This is a genomic window from Ruegeria profundi (assembly GCF_001507545.1).
Taxonomy (GTDB): Bacteria; Pseudomonadota; Alphaproteobacteria; order Rhodobacterales; family Rhodobacteraceae; genus Ruegeria; species Ruegeria profundi.
The window spans coordinates 185,625-207,076 of record NZ_LQBP01000008.1 but is presented as its reverse complement, the minus strand read 5'-3'; the positions used below and the strand labels follow the sequence as shown (position 1 = coordinate 207,076).

Genomic DNA, 21,452 nt, shown 5'->3' with positions numbered 1-21,452 from the left:
TTGCATCAGACGGCCTAGATTGCAAAACGCGCTTCCTGCGCATCGCTGTTTTTTGCAAGTGGCTGCGCGAGCCTATGAGGTGCGCGAAGTGTTATGCGCGCACCTACAACAGCTGTAGGTACGCGCATAACGCTGCATTCCTATCATTGATTTCATTCATGAAATTCAAGTGTGCTCGCCCATAACTTTGCGCGATGTTTGCGCATAACTTTGCACGATTGGCCCATAAGTCTGCGCGGTTCAACGTACACGCTCAATTGACAGTGGTTTCTGTACAAGTCCTACAACTTTATAGCATTTTCCTTCAATCACAACTACGATTTGATCGGCAAGTTTCAACCATAGTTTGACGAACGCAGTTCACTTGCACGCTTGCGATAGATCTCAAAATTAAACTCCGGCCGTGGGGGCTTGATATGCATTCGGCTGATACGTCACGTCATAGAGCATATTGGTCGAGACGGAATGATAGATCGAGAGACCGTGGAAGAGCTGATGCGAACATCGACCCGTCGCAGCTGGATGAAATCCTATATTGGACCAGCGTCGGGCAGTCGGATACAGCCCAGCCGCAGTGTTTGAGCTAGCCCTAGAGACTCGGTGACTTTCGCGAGATTTGATCCGTCGTATTTTGATCTTCAGCGTAGTTGTAAGTTCAATCCCTGAACATTGAGTGTCGAATCGTTTCACTATGTGAGAGCTACTGCATGCTGACCAACCCTCCAAATAAGTTGCTTCAGTGATTTGGGCACACGTTTAGCTAGAAGGTTCCCAGAACTACGCGGTGAATCTCGGGCTACCGCGCACTTCGACTTGACACGGTGGCCCTAACTGGTTCAGCTTCCGGTCATGACGTACACACGCATCCACTGCCATCGAATATCGGCTTGAGGTCGATAACCCACGCGAAATCCGTGGGAGGCAGCATTGGTATGCGGGCGAGGCTTATATCCTTGTAATTGCTCCAGATTAGAGTGCACGAGTCGGTTCGATTCCGACGCCTCCTACCATCCTCAAGAGGAGTCCGACATGGCGGACGACGTTACGAACGCAATTGATTTCAGCGATATCAAGCAATCGGTCGAGGAGAGCCTCGGACGCACACCCGAAGGCTGGTCCGGCTTGGTCACGAAGCTCTTCACAGAGGTCAAAGAATACTGCGATCTGAAGGGTGCCACCTATCCGTTTGTCCTCCAGATCAAGGAAAAGCTGGGAGAACTCCGCATCTATCATCGGTGTGATGATCGACACATTCAGTCCTTGATCGCTGCGACGATTGCGCGAGCAAATCACAGCTGTGAACGATGCGGGAATAGCTCAGAAACCCAGCTGCTGGATGGCTGGTACACGACACTTTGCTGCTGGTGCGCGCATGATGTCGCGAGCAAACGTCATCCGGAACGACACCGGCTGTTTGGCGTTCGGAAAATGCCCGTTCGGGGCAGGTTGACCTGCTCAGTTTGTGGCTATTTCGGCCAGCTAGATCGAACAGATGAGCGCGGACGTTGTCCTGCATGTGTGCAGAAAGGGTGGTGAGTGATGCTCAAAATCGTTGTCTACGTAAACGAAAGAGAAATCGCCCGGGCACATGCCGGGAACGTCAGTGAGGATATTAGAGGGCTCTGCGACTACGAAGTGCGCGTGAACGAACGACAGTCCGAGCAGCTCGGTATCGAAGAGAAAGCAGTACGCTTCGAGATCTCGCAGCATGATCGCGAGCAGACTGTGTGGTCACTCGTTGAGAAGATCGCTTCAATGTGGCTGGAGGAGACCGGTGCGCGACAGCCCCGCACTAAGGCTGATGACGTGACGCGCGCATTCCTAAAGCTGAAGAAAGCCAAGTTTCTCGCCGGACAAGTACCACTGTCTGATCCGATCACCAGCGCAGAGGAGCTCGACGCGCTCGCTGCTGACGTCGAGGTTGGTCCACTGACTCGAGCTCTTCTGGCACTGAAAGAAGCGGGGATCGCACTTGGCCGGGCAAAACTATCTGATCCGATTTCCGCAGATGAGATCAGAGCGCGCAAGGTGCATGAAGAGAGTGACAACGAATTGCTGTCGCAGATTCGGGCGAGCATTCGCGAGTTAGATGAGCGCATCACTAGTGAAGTCAATGGCGATGACCAGAGCGAGGACGAGCACACAGATCCAGCACTCGAAGCCTTCCTTGAGCTTTTGGAAAAAGACATCGCTGCTGGAAACCTCGTTGGAGACCTAGCCGAGCACATTGCAGCGCACAAACGTCGATTGGGTGACGATGATGACCAAGACAATTGAGCCAGTTTTCACAGATACCGAAGACCTCGGCTTCTTGAAAATGACGTTTGCAGTTCACGATGACGATCTTGGAGCCTGGTTCCCAGTTGGGCCCCCAGATTTTCGACATCTCACTTATGAAGAGATGACCGACGAGGTGATCCGGAAAATCATCAATGCAAAGGCCAAGCGGTTGAGAGAGGACGGACTCGATGCCTGGGATCCCTTGGAAAACAGCACATAACATCATGTGCGAATGGGCGACATGGCGACATGGCGACATGGCGACATGGCGAGACCAGATGTTGGTCCAACTGCGCGCTGACAAGGCTCCTTTCAGTGTGTTCCAGGATGTAGGAGACTGGATTTGGGCGGAGTTTGCAAAGGCGATGCAACCGGGCTTGGAGATGCCCTGCCCGAAAGGCTTTGAGATCACTTGGTCACATAGCGTTGGATTGATACTTCACACGAGAACTGCGTGACATCAGAAATCCTTGCTTGTCGGCTGCGCTCCAAACTTCAGAAGAATGTTATCCGCAGCAACCGTTTCAAAATACATGGGAGGATGTGACCTATGAACCAAGTAGTTGATTGGAATGACATCCATAACAGCGTGCTTAAAGCCCTTGGAGAGCAGCGTATGGGGTGGGCTGACCAGCTCGTACTCGTGCTGGAGGATGTGAAGCTCAGTGTTGCTCAACGCCCGGATATCTTTGGAACTAAGCTGCCGGTTGTCGTGCAGATCAAACAAAAGTTAGGCGGGTTGCGCGTCTACACACGAAAAATGCAATCGAAATATCTTCGACGAGCTGGAGACACGTGTCGAGAGGATCAAGAAGTCGTGTGAGCGATGCGGAAATTCTGCCGAAATACAAAACGTCATCTGGCCGGACATCAAGACCACGGTGTGATATAATTCCACTATGAGTACCGAAACCTTAATCAGCCTTGCCGTATCATTTGCTATCATCAGCCTATGCATCTGGTTCGTACGTCTCGTCGTCAAACAAAGCGGTAAAGACAGAACAGTAGACCCAGAAGCCGTGCAAGAACTGATGCGAAACGTCGACTGGTCGCAGCTGGACAGAGTCCTTTATCGACCCGGCGAAAAGCAGTCCGCTGCGGACAAGCCGTAAGTCTGAGCTACCGCCTTACAATTCGGACACTAGGGTCAGGACTCGTTCTCGTTTCATAGCCAGAACAAGACGATTGCGGCGAGAGCGATGGCTGAACAGAAGACCTTGGGGCACCTATCATATCTGGTCGCGACACGACGCCAGTCCTTGAGCCTGCCGAACATTATCTCGATGCGGTTGCGTCGTTTGTAGCGGCGTTTGTCGTATTTCACGGGTGTCTTACGTTGCTTTCGACCGGAGATGCAGGCGCGTATCCCTTTGTCTTGCAAGGCGTCTCGGAACCAATCCGCGTCGTAGCCCCGGTCCCCGAGTAGCCAGTCAACATTAGGCAGGCTTCTGAGCAGCGCCTTCGCACCGATGTAATCGCTGACCTGTCCGGCAGAGACGAAGAAGTTGATAGGGCGCGCCCGGCTATCGCAAATAGCATGCAGTTTCGTGTTCATGCCGCCCTTGGTGCGACCGATCAGGCGACCACGCCCCCTTTTCGCGCCCAGGCTGGACGCGGTGCGATGTGCCTTCAGATAGGTCGCATCGATCATCACTGTTTTCTTCTCGCCGTGCTGAGCCGCCAGGCCAGCCATCATCTGTGCAAAGATGCCCTTATCGCTCCATTGCTTCCAACAGTTGCAAAGCGTCTTATGTGGACCATACTCTGTCGGCGCATCACGCCAGCGTAACCCATTGCGGTTTTCGAAGATAATCCCACTCAGAACTTGCCGGGCGTCGACACGCGGCTTACCGTGGGACTTCGGGAAATAGGGCTCCAGACGCGCCATCTGTGCGTCGCTTAGCCAGAAGAGATCAGACATGTCACCGTTCGTTTTCCGAACAATGAATCATGCTGCCCAGCCAAAATCAATGGGTCCTGAGCCTAGACCGGTTTCGAATAATTTCGGACGGGTTAGAGGGTCCCCAGATCGACCAAGACTTCACACCTTCGTAAATTGTAGTGGAGAAGCTCCTGAAAATAGTCGGGTCTCAATGAGTGTCAGCTCGATGACTGTCGGAAGGAGTATGACTTGGAGGATTCATTACAGCATCCAACCGAGACCAATCAATATTGCGCATGAACTCTTTAACCAGCTTCGGGTCTCTCTTCCTACGCTTGCCTCCACTATTCACGGCAAACCAGCTTAGCCACAAGCCAAAGCCGACCAAGGTAAAAGATACAGCGATGCTGATTAAGGTTTCGTCGCTCATAACGGGACAATAGCACATGATGCCTTTCGGCTGCGCAACAAATTTGGCTTTGTTTGAAGTCAAGAGCTGTAAGACACTCAGATACTCATTCAATAAAAAATGCCGCGCGGCTGAGGTTCGACGTCGAGCAACCAGCCCGGCCACGTCAGCCGGGCCGACCTATGTGCATTGGTATCAGGAACCGCTGTCCACGATTCCTATGGAGAAGAACATCGTCTCACCGGAGTGGTCATCGACACCGTCGTTGTCCGTGGAGACATAGGCAGTACCCGACGGCGTGATGGCGAGGCCTTCAACCTTGTCCAGCACGTAGCCACCGGTTGAACGCAGGTCCGGGAGAAGGTCGCGCACTTCTTCCTTGCTGACGACCGGAAGATCACTCCCCAGCGGCGCGGGCTTCATCTCGGACAGCGGGATACGGTAGACCTTTTTGGTCACCGCACGGAAATCATGCTGGTTGTCCCGCTCAACGACATAGACGAAATCGCCATGGAAGGTGATCTCGGAAAGCCCAACCCAACCGGTCTCGGGCTCAGCTTTCTCGTAGAGCACTGCGCCCCACTCCTCGGTTTCAGTGTTATAGGCCACTAGCTTCACGTGGTTCGCGGGATCGTCAGCCCATTCTCGCTGAACGGCCATCCAAAGTGTGTCTCCAACTTTGGTGATGCCTTCAAAGCCGAAGCGCCGTTCGACCGCCATCAGTTCCGCCGGCAGGCCGATCTCGTCTTCGATCTGACCGTCAGCGGAGATATGAAAAAGCGCATGCGGAATTACGCGGTCGGTGCGGCCTTCGGAGGCAACCCAGAAGCCGCCGTCTCCGTCAAGCGTGATGCCTTCCATGTCGAGCTTTTGTGCCGCCTCTCCATTTGCCCGTGTGACGCGGATGGCGTCGGTGATCTGCGCAGGGGTTGAGGTCACATCGATACGGAAGATCGTCGGCTGATAGCCATAGAAACTGTCGTTGACAGCCCAGACCGTATCTTCGCCCTCGGCAACCATGCCAGAGATCGCACCCCAGCCGGTCAGTTCATCCATGCCTGCACTTGTCAGGTGCGGATAGACCGCAGGGGCGTTTTGATACTCGAAGAGCATCACATGAGCCCGCGCGCCGCCGTCTTCGATCAGGTCGGCTTCGTTGGCTGAAACAAGCAGATTGCGCTCTGGGATTGTAACATAGCCTTCCGGACCAACGCCGGACGGAAGCAATTGTTCGAGCACCGGATTTGCAGGATCTTTCACATTGTAGACGCCAACGACGCTGCCGCGTTCGGAGCCAACGAACACATACGGCGTACCATTGAAAACACCGAAGGTCACGCTTTCGGGCTCAACGCCTTTGCTGTCGGAGCGCTTGTCCGGATAGTGGCCGATATGGATGATGGCTTCTTCAAAAGACTTGCCGGACTCGTACACAACCGTGCCGTCCTTGTTAAAGATCGTCCAACCGCGTGAGCCGCCTTCGTAATCACCTTCGTTGGCGGTTGCAAAGTGTAGGTCGTCGATCCAGGCGACGGCATCCGGCTCGCGCAAACGACCAAGCTGGCTTTCGGTGAAGATGAGCGCACCGCGTTCGTCGGTCGCATCTATATTCTCCAGATCAACCGCTCCCGCGGGAAAATGGTTCACGATGGACCCATCACGCGCCACTACAACCATGTGGTTGTTTTCCTGCAAGCTCACAACCGTCTCACCAAGGCTGTTGATGTGCACGTATTCCGGCTCGGGATCGGTAGGCGCAACGTCGGCCAGACCGGTCAGGTCAGCGACCAGCATGCTGTCGCAGTTCAGACCTGCTTCCGAGACATCGATCATTACAAGATTGCCGGCAGGGAGCTGCGGGATGATGCCATCGTTCAGGTCTTCGTCTCGCTCATTCTCGATAGCAATCGAAATGAACTTGCCGTCCGGCGATTTTGCAAGGCTGTCTGGCTGGCCGCCAATGTCACATGTGTTAAGCTCGTTGCCTGACGCCACGTCGATAGCTTTTACCATGCCTGAAGGTGAGGTGTAGCTTTCAGATGTGTTCACGCCGACAAGAGCTGTGCTGCCGACAACTACGACGCTGGTGGGTTCACCGCCAAGGTCAATATTGCCTAAGGGGCGAGGATCAGACGGGTTGGTGATGTCGATACGGCCCAGAGCACCCAGAGGGCTGTCCGTGTAGACTAGCGTCACACCGTCCGCCGTGACGTCGATGATCTCTGGGCTGGACTCGCGATTGATATCCTCGCCCTCCGCCATGTTCTGGACCACCGGAAACGACGCGATGCGGTTGAAATGCATGTCGGCACTTGCCGCCGACGCTGTCAGAGCGAAAACCGAAGTCAGGCACACAGCACGATATGTCATTGAAGATCCCCCTTGGATGGACACGACGGGGGTGCCGTAGGGGCAAGACAGCTTCATGACAGTTTTGTCTAAGTTTTGTGAACTTAGTCCCGGCTTAGAGTTAAAACAGATCAGACTTACTATTTTGCCAGTGAAGCACTAACAGCTGTGCCGACGAAACCAACGTTAAAGATACCCCGTTTCGGGGTGCGTACGCCGAAACCAGCCTTGTAGACTAACTGTTTCAACATTCACTGCATCGGCTAGACGTCCCTGCATTCCCGGCGCAAGCAACGCAAGACGCCGTTCAAGTACGACAAGCGCAGATACATACGACGAGACCGCATAGAAATTTTGTTTGGCAGGCTCGCGGATTGGAGGCGCGTGGCACCCCGCTATGACTGTTGTCTCAAAGCCTTTCTCTCAGCCATCGCCATAGCGGTTCTCGTCATCTATCTGTTATGAATCCTGGTCCTAGAATTTCGGTCACTCGAGCGAGTTTTGATCTGTCATTTTCTGATCTTCGGCGAGGTTTCAGATTTCAAGCCTGAAACACAGAGTATCGAATCGACTCACCGCCTGAGAGCGACTCCACGCTGAACTGAACTCTAACGTAGTTGCTTCGGCCTCTTGGGCACACGTTAAGCTAGAAGGTTCCCGGAACTACGCGGTGGATTTCAAGGTTCAGCACACTCCGTATTGACATCGTGATACGAACTGGTTCAGCCTCTAGCCATGACATACACACGCATCCACTGCCATCGAATATCGGCCTGAGGTCGATAACCCACGCGAAATCCGTGGGAGGCAGCATTGGTATGCAGGCGAGGCTTATATCCTTGTAATTGCTCCAGATTAGAGTGCACGAGTCGGTTCGATTCCGACGCCTCCTACCATCCACTGGAGGCAACACATGTCACAAGACGCAAAATTGAATTACAGACTTGAACGGCCCTTGAAGGCGTTCATCGACGGCGAGCTAGCGTTGGAAATCAAACCTCGCATCTCGACTGGTGCACTGAAGAAAACGCTCCCCTTCGGATTGCCGGACGAAGACTTTCCCATTCGGAAATCGACTGTCGCAGCCGAAACAAAAGAAGGGATGCAATGGCTGATCACGCGGTTGGAGGAAATGAGCGCTCAGCAAGGTTCCGAGTACTTTGAAGACGGAGGTGCGTTAGATGCCGAACACGTTCGACTATGATGACATCCGCGCCTCAGTAGAAAAGTGCCTCGGTAAAGACAATCTCGGCTGGGTTCGAATTACCACTGAGTGCTTTGAAGCGATCAAGAAGCATTGCGACCAGCGCGACGAGAACTATCCCCGGGTCGCTCAGATCAAACAAAAATTCGGTTCGCTTCGGGTCTATATTGATGGTGCACAAGAAGGCACCTTCATTGAATCGAGATTACAGAAAGCTGTTCAGGAAGCAGGAATGTCCTGTGAACGGTGCGGTAACGTCTCCACACCGCAGGTCATTGGCTTTTGGCACACCAACCTATGTTGTTGGCACGCGCACGAAGCAGCCGCCAAGCGGATGCAAACCTTTCCCAAAGTGGGACTGAACCCTCGTGCAAAGAGAAATGCTCTGCAATGTCGCAGCTGTGGCTATATCGGACAGATCGCTTGGGGAGCTTCGGGACACAGGTGCCCCGCCTGTGTGGCGAAAGGTTGGTAGTCAGATGAGTGACACAAGCTGGCAAGAAACCGAAATCATGGCTCTGGCAGGCTTCTGCCATGACAAGGCTGACATTCTCCGACTTGTCTTGAGTGCCGTCAGCATCCGCAGGGACTGGGAAAACGTAAAACAAATGGTTCTTCACAACACCAGTTCCGAAGATCTTCACGCGGTGATCAAAGATCGGTCTAAAGAAGCGGCGGCTTTCAGTGAAGATCCTGAGGATTGGCGACAAGACGAGATTGCTCGATTGGAAGAGATCGATCCAATTCTGGCGATCTTTGGCGGGGACGCAGTGAAACAAATGCCCAGCCTGGACTTGTGGAAGGATGTCATGCGCATCATCGCAGAGCGCCATGCCATCGATATGTCGCCGAAAGCAACTGATACAGGAGACCAAAAATCCGCTGCGGCACGTTATCTACTGGACAGAGAGGACTTCGACTACTTGCCGCGCACGCTCCGAAACGAGATGCCGGCCCATATCCAACAACTCACAACCTGGAGCGATCAGTTCGCCAGACTGGCTTCACTTGATCAGCTGAATACACTCCGAGCCCTTTCGCTGACGTTTCCTCATTGTGAGCCAGTTACTGCGGGCATCGCGCACAACATTGAATGCAACTGGGGTATGGGATCCGACGTCATTCAAATCCAACCGACACTTCTAGTGGGTGAACCCGGTGTCGGCAAAACTGCCTTTGCAAAAGCAGTGTGTGGAGCGCTCGGCCTTCACGTCCAAAGCGCAAATGTTGGGGGCAAGTCGGAAAACCACCTGTTTGGTCTTTCCGCAGGATGGAGTTCTGCGCATGCAGGCATTGTGACAGAAGCCGTGGCAATGGCCCGCGTTCTAAATCCCGCGATCATTCTGGATGAAATTGACAAGACTCATTCAGGTCGCAACGGAGACATAGTCGGCGAACTTTTGGCAATGCTGGAACCCTCTGAGGCCAGACGATATCGAGAGAAGTATCTGGCGACTGACGTGGATGCCTCTCACGTGAGTTGGATCTTGACCGCAAATGATCTGAGTGGCGTTCCTGCCCCTTTGCTTAGTCGCTGCACCATTTATGAGATCCCGCCACCGACAACGGAACAATTGCCTGCGATCATTCAGAGCCTGGTGAACGAGTTTGCCGCCGAATTTGGACTAAGGCCTGAGTTCTTTTGCCTGGATCTGGGTGATGTCGAGGCGCTGGTGGACACGTATGAGCAGCACAGGTCGGTACGGATTCTGAGACGATTTGTGCGCGGCCTCCTTCATCAAAAATCAAAAGGCATCACTTGGAACTAGCAGGTCTGAAAGGATCCGAGAGAAACCATTTCACTACATGGGAAAACGAAAAGGTTGAGAGTTGTAGTTTATGTGAATCATACCCCAATCGCAGAAGCGCCCACCATACTTGAGCGCAAACAAGACCAGGCTGAGCGCTGTCGCTGTCAGAACTGCGGATACGAGAATGGAAATGAGTACAGCTGCCTCCATTTGCATACCTGAACCTTAAGTTTAAAAATTATTGTGTGTGATTGGAGATTAACGTGAGTGACGACAAAAAAGCTACCGCCGCCCCGGACTCACCGGCGGGCACTCAGAAACAACCAGATGGTAGCTTCTCAGAGCTCGTCCAGGAGCTCTGGGGGGAGTCTCGACAAAGATCTTGATCTAGAGTTTCTTGAGGACTGAATCAGCCTCTCCCCGCCCGTCGGGGTCCACGCGAGGGTGGCCCCCAGGCAGCCCTAAAATGAATTAGTCTCGATGTGATCTGACAGCTGACCGTTTTTCCGGCGGCGTCTGTCAGATCACATCGGAACCACTACACCTAAAATTGTGTGTTTATACTCTTAATTTAAACATTTCGTAGGGATTCTCCTTAACATCCCAATCGCCAGTATCGGCAAAACTCGTCATGACATCGATGCTGGCCTTGTTGTTTTCGGCGTCCGGTGCGCGCCTTTTGAGTTCGCACGACAACTGTAGATATGTCGTTACTCGCGGGACATTTCCTTTAGCCTCCCAGTTTTGGGATAAAGTCGATGATTGTGCATTAGGACAAACGCAAGATTCATCGCAAGCTACGCATTCACCGCGTAGCCGACCTACCGATTTGACCTGTAGAGCATCTTTCGAATTTCAGCATGGAGATCACTGTGCCGCCATTTGTCAGGCTCAAATACGTACGAAGTAATTCGATCCATATGAGAGGCAATTGTACCTGTTTGCTCCGTAATCCTCTTGAGTTCTCCATAATCTACAACAATTTTTTTGTCGTTTAGCTCTGTGGAAATGCTGGCATTCTCAGACCGCCCAGGGGCACGAGCCGACCAACCAGTGATGCCATGTGCAAGACGATTTCGAATTTCTAGCGAGCTTAGAAGTATGGAGTGGATTTCAACTACGAATTCCTTGTGCAAGTCGCGTTCCGATGCTCTGTCGAGGTGAAACTGCTTCCAAAGATCCAATTTTTGGGAAAGGCTTTGTCGCTGGGCTTTCTTTCCGTTGGCGCCGAAGTCGGCCAATGCTGATTGCAAGCTGCGTTCAAGCATGGACCATACGGAAAAATGGATGCCTACCGCTTCACGCAATTCAACAAGTGTGACGGCGCTAGTTATGCAATTTTTGAAGTTTTGTTTTTTCACTAAAGCTCCTTAGCATGAAGCGTCGCTGGCATTGCCTTCATCTTCCCTTTGCAACGGGGAAAACTAATGCACCCCAAAAAACTGCCATACCGGCCGTTTCGTTCAACCAACCATCCGTTTTCGCACGCCGGACAACTTGGGTACTCTGCACCGCAGGTACATTTTTTTAGTTTAGATCCCTCGACTCTCGTCGGAAATCCTTTGCCGCAACTTGAGCAAGCAGAGATTGAAAAGCCGCATAGATCAGCGTGTTCGCACCTGTACCAGAAACGACCGTCTTTGGTTGGAAACGCTAGAAGTTGTCCACCGCATTCGCCGCAAATGTGGTTTTCTTGCTGAAATTCGGGCTCACCAAGAATGCCATACTCAGGATCTTCAAGCAGCTCGGTAACAAAAGCGGATTGCATAGATGCGGAGCTCATCAGTGTCACGGTTTTTCTTGCTCTGGTTAGGGCGACATACATGACGCGTCGCTCTTCCGCGTTTTCGAATGGCTCAGCATCCGGTGAGACCATGTTTAGAAGAGGGTCATCAACAATCTCGGAGGGAAACCCAGTACGCCCCCTGAACAGATTGAGGACAATGACATGGTCAGCTTCCAGTCCCTTCGATGAGTGAATTGTTTTGAACGTGATGTCCAGCTGGGGAAAAGCGCGTCGCAAGCCGGTTAATCCTGCCGGAGCAAGGTGTCGATATCGGCCCAACAGCAGTACCGTCGTCTTTTTCTCGCCGTCTAGGTTTTGCGGTATTGAGCCTAAGACTTGGGTCAGCTTGAGATCCGCATCATGGCGGAAAGTCGATACAACCCTAAGCGCCGGTGCCTCAGCAACTCCAGCTGGGATTACGATTTTTGTTAGTTGAGCTGGGTTTTTCAGGACAAACCGTTTTGCAGCGTGCGCAATTTGATCGACAGACCTGAATGTCCTCCCAAGGTCAACAGTCCGGTGCACACCTGTTTCTCCATCAAAGACACCACCAAACTCTTCCCCGAAGTGCCGCATGAGATTGATGTCAGATCCTGCAAATCTGTAGATAGACTGCCAATCGTCACCAACTGCGAAAACCCGTGCATCAGAATGCTGAGCTTTGAGAGCTTTGACCAATCGCCCTCTACTGCGTGAGATATCCTGAAACTCGTCTACGAGAATATGTCTGAATGGGCTCACAAATTCTTTGCTCTCCGCGTACTCAGAGGCACGCAGTATCATGTCTTCGAAGTCGATCCGCCCATTTAGTCGTCTTTGATATTCTTCATAGACCGGTTCAAAGATCGTTAGAAAAGCCTTCGACCGTTTTCCGAGTTTCAGCTTTTCTGCTTTTTCAGAGCATTCGCGAATATGGTATCCCCCACCCTTGTAGTGGCGCAGGAAGGTTCCAACCAACTGCACGAAACTGTCGGCCTGCTTTAGCTCCACAACCCTGTCGAACAAAGTTTCTGGCGATCTCGGAGCCAGCTCCTCGTATTCGGTGACTTTCTCAGCCAAAGCTTCAAGCAGGCGACCCTCTTGGCGCTCATAAGAATATGTTTCGATTAGAGTGGTTTTATGTTCTTCGTGGACACCCCGTTTCCACTCCATACTTTCCAGGTATTCTTCTTGGTCGACAAACGGAGCAGTTGTTAACTCATAAGTGCCGTCCGCAGCCCGCTTCCTGCGAACACCAAAATGTTCGATGTAAACGCCACTCTTGGTCAGCTTGAAGTCAGGGCAATAATCCCGAAACCCGCCTTCTGACACCTTGTGCTCGTAGTTCGGTTCATATTCGTATTCGATGCCATTTTCGAATAACCAGTTGGCTATCATCAGCTCTTCGAAACTTTTGACCTGCTCACCTTGAAGTGTGCGGAGGTCCGCCTTCTCAATGAAGGTGTAGTAGGCGTGCTTCTGATTGAAGTCCCACTCACTCTTTTCTTCGAGCCGAGCGTAAGCGAACCAGCCGATGATGGCCTTAGAAACATCAGTCGCGGTCTTTACGAGATCACTTAAGATATCCCTGACTAGAGCGAGGAACGCTTTGTCATCCGTCGCATGGGCCGCAAGAGCCGGTTTGCTGCCTTCCACAGTACCGATGATGTCGTAGGCCAGTGAATGAAACGTTCTGGCTTCTAGTTGTTCACCGCACTTTTCTTCGATGCGTTCCGACATTTCCTTTGCGGCATCACGCGCGAAGGCAAGCAATAGAACTTCTTCAGGTTTCCGAGTTTCAGATTTCAGCAAATACCCGGCTTTGGCAGTAATAACGCTTGTCTTTCCGGAGCCGGCCCCGGCGAGCACGAGAGTAGCGTCCTCATCGGCTACAATAGAAGTACGTTGTTCTGGCGTGAGTGGGTTGCTTTCAAACGTATTAAAGAACTCCGTCCACTCGATGAGTTGCCGTTTCTCGAACTTTAATATGGCTTCATTTCGTCTGGCTCTGGCGTCACCAATAAACGCTTGAATCTTCTCTACTTTACTTTTTGCAGCATCTTCGATTGCAGCCGAAGGGAGCTTCGACAACAATCGGCGATCTAAATCCTTTGCTAGTTCAAGTTTGGGCGACAACATACATGCCGATGGATAACACTTAGGCTCGGACAAATCGTCTATGGTACGCAACAGTTCAGTAATGCCTTGTGCTTCGGCCTCGAAACATTCTCGGTTGTAAACCAACCATTGCGCCCGAACTACTTCCGCGAATGACATAGCTTCGAGATGATTTGCCCCCTTGAGAAGATAAGTACTATTGTCATCTGCATGAACAGAAAGCTGACTTCCGAATAATCCTTTAGTAACCGTGGGAGCTTCTGCGAGATTGCGGAGATGGAGCCGGTGGGCGTGCTTCGCTCCAACAGTCAGTTCGTGGTCTTCGAAGGTTAGCTGGCGCGCATGTGACCCAAGAGGATCCAACAAAAAACCAACAATCGGTTTGGATTTAATTCGGTTCAAAATCATACTTGCTCGTCACCTGCCAACCACCAAGTTAACTCCCTAATGTGTGAAAAATCAGCCTATTTTTGGGCGAATAAGTCGACGAGCGATTGAAGAAGAACAGTTTTGAGTCCACCAAACTGATTTCCGTTATCCTCACGAAGGTTGCGCACTGTTCGCGTGGGTGGTCATCTTGGTGGGTGTAGTTCAAAAGAATGGCTGTATCACTGACTTCGGCGTCTACCACGCTCGCCCGACAAGGTGTGCCGGGGCTTTCAGTGACAACCATTTTGCAAGCTTTCAGTGAATTCAGCTCGTGTTCTCTAAGCGAAAATAGATGTTGAAACCTTTCAGCGGGTATTGGGTGTATTTGAAAGTCTATAAAATCCTCTCATTCGCATAGTTCAGAGGGATTGGCGCCGAGTAGCAACCCGCTACGACAGATGCCTGAAAGCGCTTCTTTCAGGCATCGCTCTCGCGGCCGTCGGCATCTTCTGGCTCTGATGCTCAATGAGCCTGGAGCCTAAGAATTTTAACGAGAGCGATTATAAGCATCGAGAATTTTTAGGTGCCTTAGTGACGTATTGCCGCTCAGATAGCCAAAGGTTCTTGGTGTTTCGTTCACCGGCAATACGGTTTCATTGGGCGCGACCGCGAAAGTGAGGTTTCATACTTCTTATACCGCCCTTTAGAGTATCTTGGGCAATCCCGTGCAAGAACTGCTGCGATAACGCCAGCACTTAGGTTCTCGCCCTTTGAGCCAAAGCAAGTTCCTACCCATCGGTCGTAGGTCTTGGCACCGGTTAATACGCAGCGCACCATTTTACCACTGTAGTTGCTGACCATCCACTTTTTGCCTTCAGCACCTCCAGGTTCATCCAGTTCTGGAGCGTCGACACCGTCAAAGCGTATCGGGACGCCTCGCACCTCTATAGTATCCGCATCTCGCACGTGCGTGACCTGCCCTTTGATTTCTTCAGCAGCAACTGCGTTGCTCGTACCGAGGACGATGTAAACGCTCACCTGAATAATAAATTTGATCACTACTGCTCCAAAGATTTTTTCTGTAACATCCTTCAAGTGTTGCGGGAATTCAACCTATTGCTGAACAAGCGAAGAGAAATAATTGCGTTGTGGCGTTGGACTAAAAAAGCCAGCATCCTGTGGCGGACAAATGGATGACCTGTTTTGTGTCTTGCCACCGGTATTTGGCAACATGCGTGTCAACATACCGCACCAAGTTTTTTCACTTAAGCAAACCGTGCCGAAGTGTCAAAAATGGCTACTTCGCTCTGTCTCAATAACCACCGACAAGGGTTTTGATTGTTGAACAATAGTCCAGCAAGCCACGACTACACTTCGGCTTCTCTGGATATCGCCGGGTTGACTCGGCAACCTGGAAGGGTTCTCAAGATTTGACACGGTGTGAGGACGATCAACACTCGCAAACTTTTCACTGCGCGAAACTGACGCAAGCGCTAGACGCTTGGTTGGCTGCGTTGAGCACTCGTTCCTGCCGACTGCTTGGGAATGCAGGGGCGAACAAAGGACACGAAATGTACCATATCATACCAGACATACATGGCCATGCGGACAAGTTGGATGGCTTGCTTGCATATCTTGGTTGGCGAAAAATGCTCTCGGGATGGATAGGGCCGACACCTGAGCAGCGAATTGTGTTCCTCGGTGACTTCATTGATCGCGGCCCCGAGAATGCACGCGTCTTGGATACCGTCAGATCGCTAATCGACAGTGGCAAGGCTTGTGCGGTTATGGGAAATCACGAGTTCAATGCCATCCACTACCACACGGTGGTTGACGGTAAACCGCTGCGTGAACGGTCTCAGAAAAACCGAAACCAACATAAGAGTTTTCTGGATGAATTCCCAACTGGCGACGCAAGGACACGAGACGCCATCAACTGGATGAAAGATTTGCCGCTGTTTTTCGAGAACGATCTTTTCAGAGCCGTCCATGCCTGTTGGTACGCCCCTGCTATCGACCTTCTCAAAACGGAACTTTCAGATACACGGCTTTCAGACGACGATCTGGAGCGAGAAGGCTGGACCGCAGGCCCATTGTGGGACGCCCTCCAAATCGTGACATCAGGCGTCGAAAAGCAACTTCCAGAGGGATACTCGTTTTTTGACAAGGGAGAGCATGAACGCCACCATGTTCGGATCGCTTGGTGGCTTAATGGGGCACGTTCATGGCGAGATGCTGCCCAAAGCGTTCCCGATGTATCAAGCTTACCAGATGGAAATCTACCAGAGGATGTGTTTGACTACATTTATTCCGACACTAAACCAGTGTTCTTCGGCCACTACTGGTTGACCGGCAGGCCCCGCGTTGAGGCTCCTCATGCGCTGTGCCTGGACTATTCTGCTGGCAAGGGCGGACCATTAGTCGCCTACAGGTTTGAGGGCGACCAGAAGGAGAACTTGGTAGACCAAATAGTCGCACAAGAGATCAGCTAAACATACCGATTGCGTGTTCTAAACGCTGGGCCCGGTGATCGAAATGGCCCAACGCGCAAACCCCTTTGTGGTCGGCGCAACCTATTCGATTTACTGCTTTGGCCCAACAAAGCCGGCCAACGCAAAATTCGAGCGCGGCCAGCCCGTTGGTGCTGGCAATGGAGCCTCACCCAGTGATAACCGTTCCCGAAGTGCTTCAAGACCGTCGACGTCCAACCTTGGTTCTTCGTCCAAACTTGCAAATCCTCGCTCGACATGCGCTTCGATGCTTTCACAGCAGAGATGTCCGTAGGTGCGGCTCACGGTATCCGTGTTGGCATGCCCCAACTGTGCTGCGACAACGGCCAACGGCGTGCCTGACTGAACCAATTGACTGGCGTAGGTGTGCCTTAAGCCGTGAAACACGAAATGATCAGGTAATCTGGCGGCTAGCACTGCGGCTTTAAATAGATGCTTATGGTTTCCGCTCCAGGCCTTTCCTGAATTCATTCTGAACAATAGATCTTCCCCGTCACGAGTGGCCGACAACCTGAGAAAGAAGCTCATCCCTTCTTGGGACAGCACGACAAATCGGGCACGCCCGTTCTTTGACGGTCGCACATAGACGCCGAAAACGCCGGCACCGACATCACAGACTTTCATTCTAGCCAACTCGGAAACACGACACCCCGAGTAGAGCGCAGCCTTCACTAACTTATGAAGATCAGGGCGGCACTCTTCAATAAGTGCCCGGCATTGGCGACGGGTCAGGAAAACATGACGGGGCGCATCGGCATTGGGGAGCCGTCGAAAGCATCTCCAAACCCTGTCAGAATCAATCTCTCCATTTTCCCATGCCATTCGCAGCGCTAGGCGCAATATGCCGACCAATGTGTTTGCGGTCTTCTTGCGCTTTCGTAACGCCTCCGGGTCTAAGTCTTCGATTTTGCACCTAGGACCCTGTTGTCGGTTTCCGCGCTTAGGCGGAGTCTCAAGAATATCCCGGCAAAACTCCGTGACTATTCGACTGTTTACCGCGCTTGCCTTCAGGTCGCCGAGCCTCGGAATAATGTGATGATTGATCAGCGACAAGTTGGTTTCAAAGTGCGAGCGGGTCGCGGCAATGCGCTTCCATTCGACGTAGTCTCGCAGGGCATCTCCAACTGTAAAGCCAAAGGAATTGTTCTCGTATCGAAGGTTTCGTGTGGCTCCCACCGGGTAAGAAGGAGACGCGATGTTCTGGACCGCAGGCGACTCAAACCAGTCCTTGGCCAAGGTAAGGGCTTCTTCGTGACCAACTTGCCAACCATTGTAGTCTCGCGCGATAGCTAGCCGCTGTTGTGTGTACCCGTGATCGCTACGCCTGACGCGGGCTAGCCAATAGATCGGCTTCCCAGTCGATTTCTGTATCCCTATGTGTCGACAATACTCCAGAATCTTCCAGTATGGAGCTTTGCGCTCTGGAAGTTGGGCTATCACCTCTTTCTTGCTCAGATCCAACTTTGCGTTCGCCAACGGCATTTGTACCCCCAAGAAAAAGTTCTCTCGCCTTCCTTTGAAGTCCAAACTTCTCGACGTACTCAAGGAGCGCTTCTTCAAGTTGGCGTTCTTTATTCTGATTCAACTGCACCTCCCTTGTGGGTAGCCGCATCTGACACCGAAAATGTAAACAAACAGTAAATGACGTGGACTTGTTACCTGGGTTGCCAACGTCAAAGGTGACACGCCCCGGTCATGTCGCCAACGGACGGTAGATCCCTTCTGTCATGCATTCACTACATATCGGGCTTCTAAAACCGCCCGTTTTCAAGCATGATGAAACGGCGTATGGGTCGGGATGAATGACAAAAAACTCACGTAGTCGAGAGCTTGAAAATAGCTGAATTCGACTTTAATTCTGCAACCGGCGCCAAAATCCGTAGGTCCTCGGCAGATGCACATGTGAAACGTGCAGAATACTCGCGCTCCAGCTTCAATAAGGTTTTTGTTTCCCCAAAATCGCTGTTTTTGGTTGAGAACAACTTCCCGGTTTACCAAGGGACAAAGTAAGCGGGCCTTTAAACGGCGATTGAAGGCCGGGAAATTTTCTCCGTATGCCCAGTCAACGCAGCGCGACGATTGATCGCTATTCTGCGAAAAACAGCTTGATTGGGACGGCTCCGTTACCGAAGTCCTAACCTTTCTGTATCTCCACCCTACAATGTTGCCCCCGTCGGCCACCTTGGCCGAAGTCGCTGACGGGGCGGTGTATGGCGTCTGATCCTTGTGACCCGACCACGTTTACTAGCGAGCCAGTGCGATAATTGTTGGGAATCTTTCGTGAGCCTATGTTTTCAGAGGCCAAAAGATTATGAGTATAGCGCAAGTGTTGCGCCATACTTTTTTGAAACTTAAATGCCGCCAAATGAGCCGGCATGAGCAACACCACTAGGACCCGTCGTTTGGAACGTACCACCAACTTCATTTGCTTGACGTCCATAGAACAGACCATCTACGCGACCGCTGGTATCTGACCCAGCTACGTTTGCAGTGAAGGTTCCCCCCGAAACGCTACCAGTTCCGGTAAAATCAAGCTCTGACGCTGAACTTATTGCTCCAGTGTTCACATTGACAGCTTGAGTACCAGTGCTCGCAACACTTACCGTCGAAAAGTCAGTTGAAACCGATACGTCAGAACTTGTCACATATGGTTGACCATCAGCACGGCGGGCCACGCCTACACTTGCCCCATTGTATGTCGCGGATTTTCCGCTGGGGACATTTGCCGCGGCTGTCTTCGTTCCAAATGAACCTGCCCCAACCTTGCCAGAACCGGTTCCATACCCAGTGATCCACGCACCATAGGTTTGATATTCGTAGCCTTGCGCAACCGGATCAACAAATACTGCAAAGTTTTGCTGATTAGCCGTTTCCGCCCCAAGAATACCAGACTGGGAACTCAAAGTGTCTCCGCTCCTGGAATCGAAATTTACAGACGTACCGGGACCACTAGCACCGAACGCGACAACGTTCCCATTCCGAGTTGTAATAGTCGCTGTGCTGGCGCCAGGACCAGACAGATTACTAACCGCGACATCTCCTGTACTCAGGTCCGCTGTATATGAGGCAGAGACCGACTGCCCTTCCAGTTGTCTGGACCCGTCAGCAGGAAGATTGGAAAAGCCTGTAAACGGCTGAGTTGAGGAGCCAGTTGAACTTGAACCACCACCCCCACTAGAACACGCGGCGAGCGCGAGTAAAATTATTGTTTTAGATAACAGACGCAACGAAGTAGAAACCATTGCATACCCCTCTTTTAATGTTTAACGGTGAAGCACCTGTTATTAGGGTGTCGATACCCTGTCTACTAACAATAAGATACTTACGATACTAAAAGGAAATCAAACTTGTATAAGTTGTATTTTCGTCACTACGTTGATTTTACATAGTTTTTTTTGAATACTTGATATGGTATTTCGGCTTTTTTCAAATCTATATAAAATAATATGTCAATCAAATGAGAAATGAGAAAAGGCTCTAATGCTCAGGGAAATGCGCACGATCCTATTAGGTTTAATATTCTTTCTGGCAACCGCCTTATTGCTCTGCATAAGCAGCTCGGTAGTTGCATCGGAAGCCACAGAAGGAACAGATGGCGACCCCAGAATCGAGAACTCTTTTCTTCTCGGAATGGAATACCTAAGAAATGGGAATCCTAGTTTAGCTGCGAAGCATTTTCTACTCATACTTGCAGAAGACCCATCGCTTGTCCGTGTTCGCCTTGAACTTGCGAGAGCGTACTTTCTGAACAAACAGTGGGAGAGGTCAAGAAGTGAATTTTTCCGAGTTCTATCGAGTGACCTGCCAGAACCTGTACGTATTCGAGTTCTTGATTACATCAGGGCAATTGATGCTCGCAGGGGATTTGATTGGGACTTGAGTATTGGTGTTTCTTCCGTCGGTGATACGCGCTCATATGACACTGATCAGATCTATCTCGATTTTGGAGGGGCTCATCTTCCCTTTACACTGCAACGTGAGAAATCAAAGGAGTTGGGCCTACGGCTTACTGGAGGTGCAAATTTCAGAAAGCCGATCAAGAATAGTTTCGACACCTTGGAAACTGTGGCGTTTGCGGCAGTGTCGTTCGACCTGAAGGAAGCAAGAACTTCTCGATATGACGACTACCAATTGCTAAGCCGTGTTGGCCTTCGACTACTTTCCCCTCGCACGACAGTTTCAGTCGCCCCGGTTATTTCTACCAGAATATTGGCTGGTGAAATTTTTGAGAACCGCAATGCTTGGGAAGTCGCCTTTGAGCGCCGCGGGCTAGTCGGTGGGGCTTTGTTTGGCTTCTTGAGCGTAGCGGACTTACACAATAAGAAGTCTGAGGCTCTCGATGGCTACGAGACTGTAGCGGAACTGGGTTTTCGGAGGTCAGTTTCTGGCCGAAACGTTGTAGGCGTAAGCCTGCTACTAGAGGACAAGAACGTAGACAACAGTTTTGAGAACTACATCAGGCGTGGGATTCGCCTGTTCGGCAGCTTCAATGCTCGCTACGGGCTAACTATTTCACCGAGCATATATTTCTACGAAAAGAGCTATAGGGAAAGAAACCCCCTGCTTACTGGTGACCCCGACGAAACGACCATTGGCACTTCCATACGGGTGGAGAAAAACGACGTTTTCTTTGCCAACGGGTTCTCACCATTCGTTGAGTTTGAATACTCTCAAACGAAATCAGAAATAGATGCCTTTAGCTACAGCGAGAACAAATTTAATGCCGGGGTGGAGCGCCGGTTCTAGGCAACCTGCCTGAGCTAAAAGTACTGATTGCAGATTGCGGTTGCGATGCTGATCACATTAGGGTCAGGG

General features: G+C 51.5%; 19 protein-coding genes, 1 tRNA gene and 2 pseudogenes. 14 read left to right on the top strand and 8 right to left on the bottom strand.

Annotated elements, in window-relative coordinates; translation table 11 throughout:
• The first annotated feature begins 916 nt into the window (after positions 1 to 916).
• The 7 genes from AVO44_RS21120 (at position 917) to AVO44_RS21340 (ending at position 3,392) form a co-directional block, all read left to right on the top strand.
• A tRNA-OTHER gene (locus AVO44_RS21120) sits at positions 917 to 1,010 on the top strand.
• 19 nt (positions 1,011 to 1,029) lie between these two features.
• Positions 1,030 to 1,536 carry a hypothetical protein gene (locus AVO44_RS15930; protein ID WP_068338840.1) on the top strand — a complete coding sequence of 169 codons (507 nt, stop codon included), beginning with the start codon at positions 1,030 to 1,032 and terminating at the stop codon, positions 1,534 to 1,536.
• A 3-nt stretch (positions 1,537 to 1,539) separates the two neighbouring features.
• Positions 1,540 to 2,277 (top strand): hypothetical protein, encoded by a 738-nt coding sequence (locus AVO44_RS15925; protein ID WP_068338837.1) that lies wholly within the window; start codon positions 1,540 to 1,542, stop codon positions 2,275 to 2,277.
• On the top strand, positions 2,261 to 2,500 hold the full coding sequence (locus AVO44_RS15920; RefSeq protein ID WP_157770010.1) for a hypothetical protein: 240 nt from the start codon (positions 2,261 to 2,263) through the stop codon (positions 2,498 to 2,500). Before AVO44_RS15925 ends, AVO44_RS15920 begins: the two co-directional genes overlap by 17 nt.
• Positions 2,469 to 2,738, top strand: a complete 270-nt coding sequence (locus tag AVO44_RS15915) for a hypothetical protein (RefSeq protein ID WP_157770009.1) — start codon at positions 2,469 to 2,471, stop codon at positions 2,736 to 2,738. Before AVO44_RS15920 ends, AVO44_RS15915 begins: the two co-directional genes overlap by 32 nt.
• A 92-nt stretch (positions 2,739 to 2,830) precedes the next feature.
• On the top strand, positions 2,831 to 3,103 hold the full coding sequence (locus tag AVO44_RS15910) for a hypothetical protein (RefSeq protein ID WP_068338827.1): 273 nt from the start codon (positions 2,831 to 2,833) through the stop codon (positions 3,101 to 3,103).
• A gap of 76 nt (positions 3,104 to 3,179) precedes the next feature.
• On the top strand, positions 3,180 to 3,392 hold the full coding sequence (locus tag AVO44_RS21340) for a hypothetical protein (RefSeq protein WP_068338823.1): 213 nt from the start codon (positions 3,180 to 3,182) through the stop codon (positions 3,390 to 3,392).
• Between the two features lie 53 nt (positions 3,393 to 3,445).
• Here AVO44_RS21340 and AVO44_RS20750 read toward each other — a convergent pair whose 3' ends face one another.
• Positions 3,446 to 4,201, bottom strand: coding sequence for an IS5 family transposase (locus AVO44_RS20750; RefSeq protein WP_082677522.1), 756 nt, complete (start codon positions 4,199 to 4,201; stop codon positions 3,446 to 3,448).
• 565 nt (positions 4,202 to 4,766) lie between these two features.
• A complete protein-coding gene (locus AVO44_RS15895; protein ID WP_068338818.1) occupies positions 4,767 to 6,941 on the bottom strand; it encodes an esterase-like activity of phytase family protein in 2,175 nt (724 codons plus the stop codon).
• Positions 6,942 to 7,188: 247 nt separating this feature from the next.
• Here AVO44_RS15895 and AVO44_RS20745 point away from each other — a divergent pair.
• From AVO44_RS20745 to AVO44_RS15880, 4 genes and pseudogenes are all read left to right on the top strand, one after another.
• Positions 7,189 to 7,385, top strand: a pseudogene (locus AVO44_RS20745) (IS5/IS1182 family transposase); the annotation flags it as partial.
• Positions 7,386 to 7,851: 466 nt separating this feature from the next.
• Complete coding sequence (locus tag AVO44_RS15890) at positions 7,852 to 8,124, top strand: hypothetical protein (RefSeq protein WP_169794865.1); 273 nt, start codon at positions 7,852 to 7,854, stop codon at positions 8,122 to 8,124.
• On the top strand, positions 8,102 to 8,599 hold the full coding sequence (locus tag AVO44_RS21115; protein WP_068338812.1) for a hypothetical protein: 498 nt from the start codon (positions 8,102 to 8,104) through the stop codon (positions 8,597 to 8,599). Before AVO44_RS15890 ends, AVO44_RS21115 begins: the two co-directional genes overlap by 23 nt.
• Before the next feature lie 4 nt (positions 8,600 to 8,603).
• Positions 8,604 to 9,893 (top strand): AAA family ATPase, encoded by a 1,290-nt coding sequence (locus tag AVO44_RS15880; protein ID WP_068338809.1) that lies wholly within the window; start codon positions 8,604 to 8,606, stop codon positions 9,891 to 9,893.
• Positions 9,894 to 10,696: 803 nt separating this feature from the next.
• On the opposite strand, the gene AVO44_RS15875 is transcribed toward AVO44_RS15880, so the two are convergent.
• Both AVO44_RS15875 and AVO44_RS15870 read right to left on the bottom strand, forming a co-directional pair.
• Positions 10,697 to 11,236 carry a hypothetical protein gene (locus tag AVO44_RS15875; RefSeq protein ID WP_157770008.1) on the bottom strand — a complete coding sequence of 180 codons (540 nt, stop codon included), beginning with the start codon at positions 11,234 to 11,236 and terminating at the stop codon, positions 10,697 to 10,699.
• A complete protein-coding gene (locus AVO44_RS15870; protein ID WP_068338802.1) occupies positions 11,236 to 14,166 on the bottom strand; it encodes a UvrD-helicase domain-containing protein in 2,931 nt (976 codons plus the stop codon). Before AVO44_RS15870 ends, AVO44_RS15875 begins: the two co-directional genes overlap by 1 nt.
• Before the next feature lie 384 nt (positions 14,167 to 14,550).
• Between AVO44_RS15870 and AVO44_RS21110 the strand changes: the two are divergent.
• A pseudogene (locus AVO44_RS21110) lies at positions 14,551 to 14,646 on the top strand (IS5/IS1182 family transposase); the annotation flags it as partial.
• Positions 14,647 to 14,763: 117 nt separating this feature from the next.
• Here AVO44_RS21110 and AVO44_RS15865 read toward each other — a convergent pair.
• Positions 14,764 to 15,222: a thermonuclease family protein gene (locus tag AVO44_RS15865; protein WP_233421999.1), complete on the bottom strand. Its 459-nt coding sequence runs from the start codon at positions 15,220 to 15,222 to the stop codon at positions 14,764 to 14,766.
• 476 nt (positions 15,223 to 15,698) lie between these two features.
• On the opposite strand from AVO44_RS15865, the gene AVO44_RS15860 reads away from it, so the two are divergent.
• Positions 15,699 to 16,619 carry a metallophosphoesterase gene (locus tag AVO44_RS15860; protein ID WP_068338799.1) on the top strand — a complete coding sequence of 307 codons (921 nt, stop codon included), beginning with the start codon at positions 15,699 to 15,701 and terminating at the stop codon, positions 16,617 to 16,619.
• 90 nt (positions 16,620 to 16,709) lie between these two features.
• On the opposite strand, the gene AVO44_RS15855 is transcribed toward AVO44_RS15860, so the two are convergent.
• The 3 genes from AVO44_RS15855 to AVO44_RS15845 all read right to left on the bottom strand — a co-directional run bounded on the left by AVO44_RS15855 (position 16,710) and on the right by AVO44_RS15845 (position 19,540).
• Entirely contained in the window at positions 16,710 to 17,873 is a 1,164-nt protein-coding gene (locus AVO44_RS15855; RefSeq protein WP_157770006.1) for a tyrosine-type recombinase/integrase, read from the bottom strand.
• Positions 17,874 to 17,955: 82 nt separating this feature from the next.
• Positions 17,956 to 18,222, bottom strand: coding sequence for a hypothetical protein (locus AVO44_RS21105; RefSeq protein ID WP_157770005.1), 267 nt, complete (start codon positions 18,220 to 18,222; stop codon positions 17,956 to 17,958).
• Positions 18,223 to 18,988: 766 nt separating this feature from the next.
• Positions 18,989 to 19,540: a transferrin-binding protein-like solute binding protein gene (locus AVO44_RS15845; RefSeq protein ID WP_068338791.1), complete on the bottom strand. Its 552-nt coding sequence runs from the start codon at positions 19,538 to 19,540 to the stop codon at positions 18,989 to 18,991.
• Between the two features lie 589 nt (positions 19,541 to 20,129).
• Between AVO44_RS15845 and AVO44_RS15840 the strand changes: the two genes are divergently transcribed.
• Positions 20,130 to 21,383 carry a tetratricopeptide repeat protein gene (locus AVO44_RS15840; RefSeq protein WP_169794864.1) on the top strand — a complete coding sequence of 418 codons (1,254 nt, stop codon included), beginning with the start codon at positions 20,130 to 20,132 and terminating at the stop codon, positions 21,381 to 21,383.
• Positions 21,384 to 21,452: the final 69 nt, after the last annotated feature.

Coding starts and splice junctions, on each gene's coding strand:
- AVO44_RS15920 (WP_157770010.1), top strand. CDS start 2,261: ATGACCAAGACAATTGAGCCAGTTTTCACAGATACCGAAGACCTCGGC.
- AVO44_RS15915 (WP_157770009.1), top strand. CDS start 2,469: ATGCCTGGGATCCCTTGGAAAACAGCACATAACATCATGTGCGAATGG.
- AVO44_RS20750 (WP_082677522.1), bottom strand. CDS start 4,201: ATGTCTGATCTCTTCTGGCTAAGCGACGCACAGATGGCGCGTCTGGAG.
- AVO44_RS15860 (WP_068338799.1), top strand. CDS start 15,699: ATGTACCATATCATACCAGACATACATGGCCATGCGGACAAGTTGGAT.
- AVO44_RS21340 (WP_068338823.1), top strand. CDS start 3,180: ATGAGTACCGAAACCTTAATCAGCCTTGCCGTATCATTTGCTATCATC.
- AVO44_RS15840 (WP_169794864.1), top strand. CDS start 20,130: ATGCGCACGATCCTATTAGGTTTAATATTCTTTCTGGCAACCGCCTTA.
- AVO44_RS15925 (WP_068338837.1), top strand. CDS start 1,540: ATGCTCAAAATCGTTGTCTACGTAAACGAAAGAGAAATCGCCCGGGCA.
- AVO44_RS21115 (WP_068338812.1), top strand. CDS start 8,102: ATGCCGAACACGTTCGACTATGATGACATCCGCGCCTCAGTAGAAAAG.
- AVO44_RS15930 (WP_068338840.1), top strand. CDS start 1,030: ATGGCGGACGACGTTACGAACGCAATTGATTTCAGCGATATCAAGCAA.
- AVO44_RS15895 (WP_068338818.1), bottom strand. CDS start 6,941: ATGACATATCGTGCTGTGTGCCTGACTTCGGTTTTCGCTCTGACAGCG.
- AVO44_RS15870 (WP_068338802.1), bottom strand. CDS start 14,166: ATGATTTTGAACCGAATTAAATCCAAACCGATTGTTGGTTTTTTGTTG.
- AVO44_RS15910 (WP_068338827.1), top strand. CDS start 2,831: ATGAACCAAGTAGTTGATTGGAATGACATCCATAACAGCGTGCTTAAA.
- AVO44_RS15880 (WP_068338809.1), top strand. CDS start 8,604: ATGAGTGACACAAGCTGGCAAGAAACCGAAATCATGGCTCTGGCAGGC.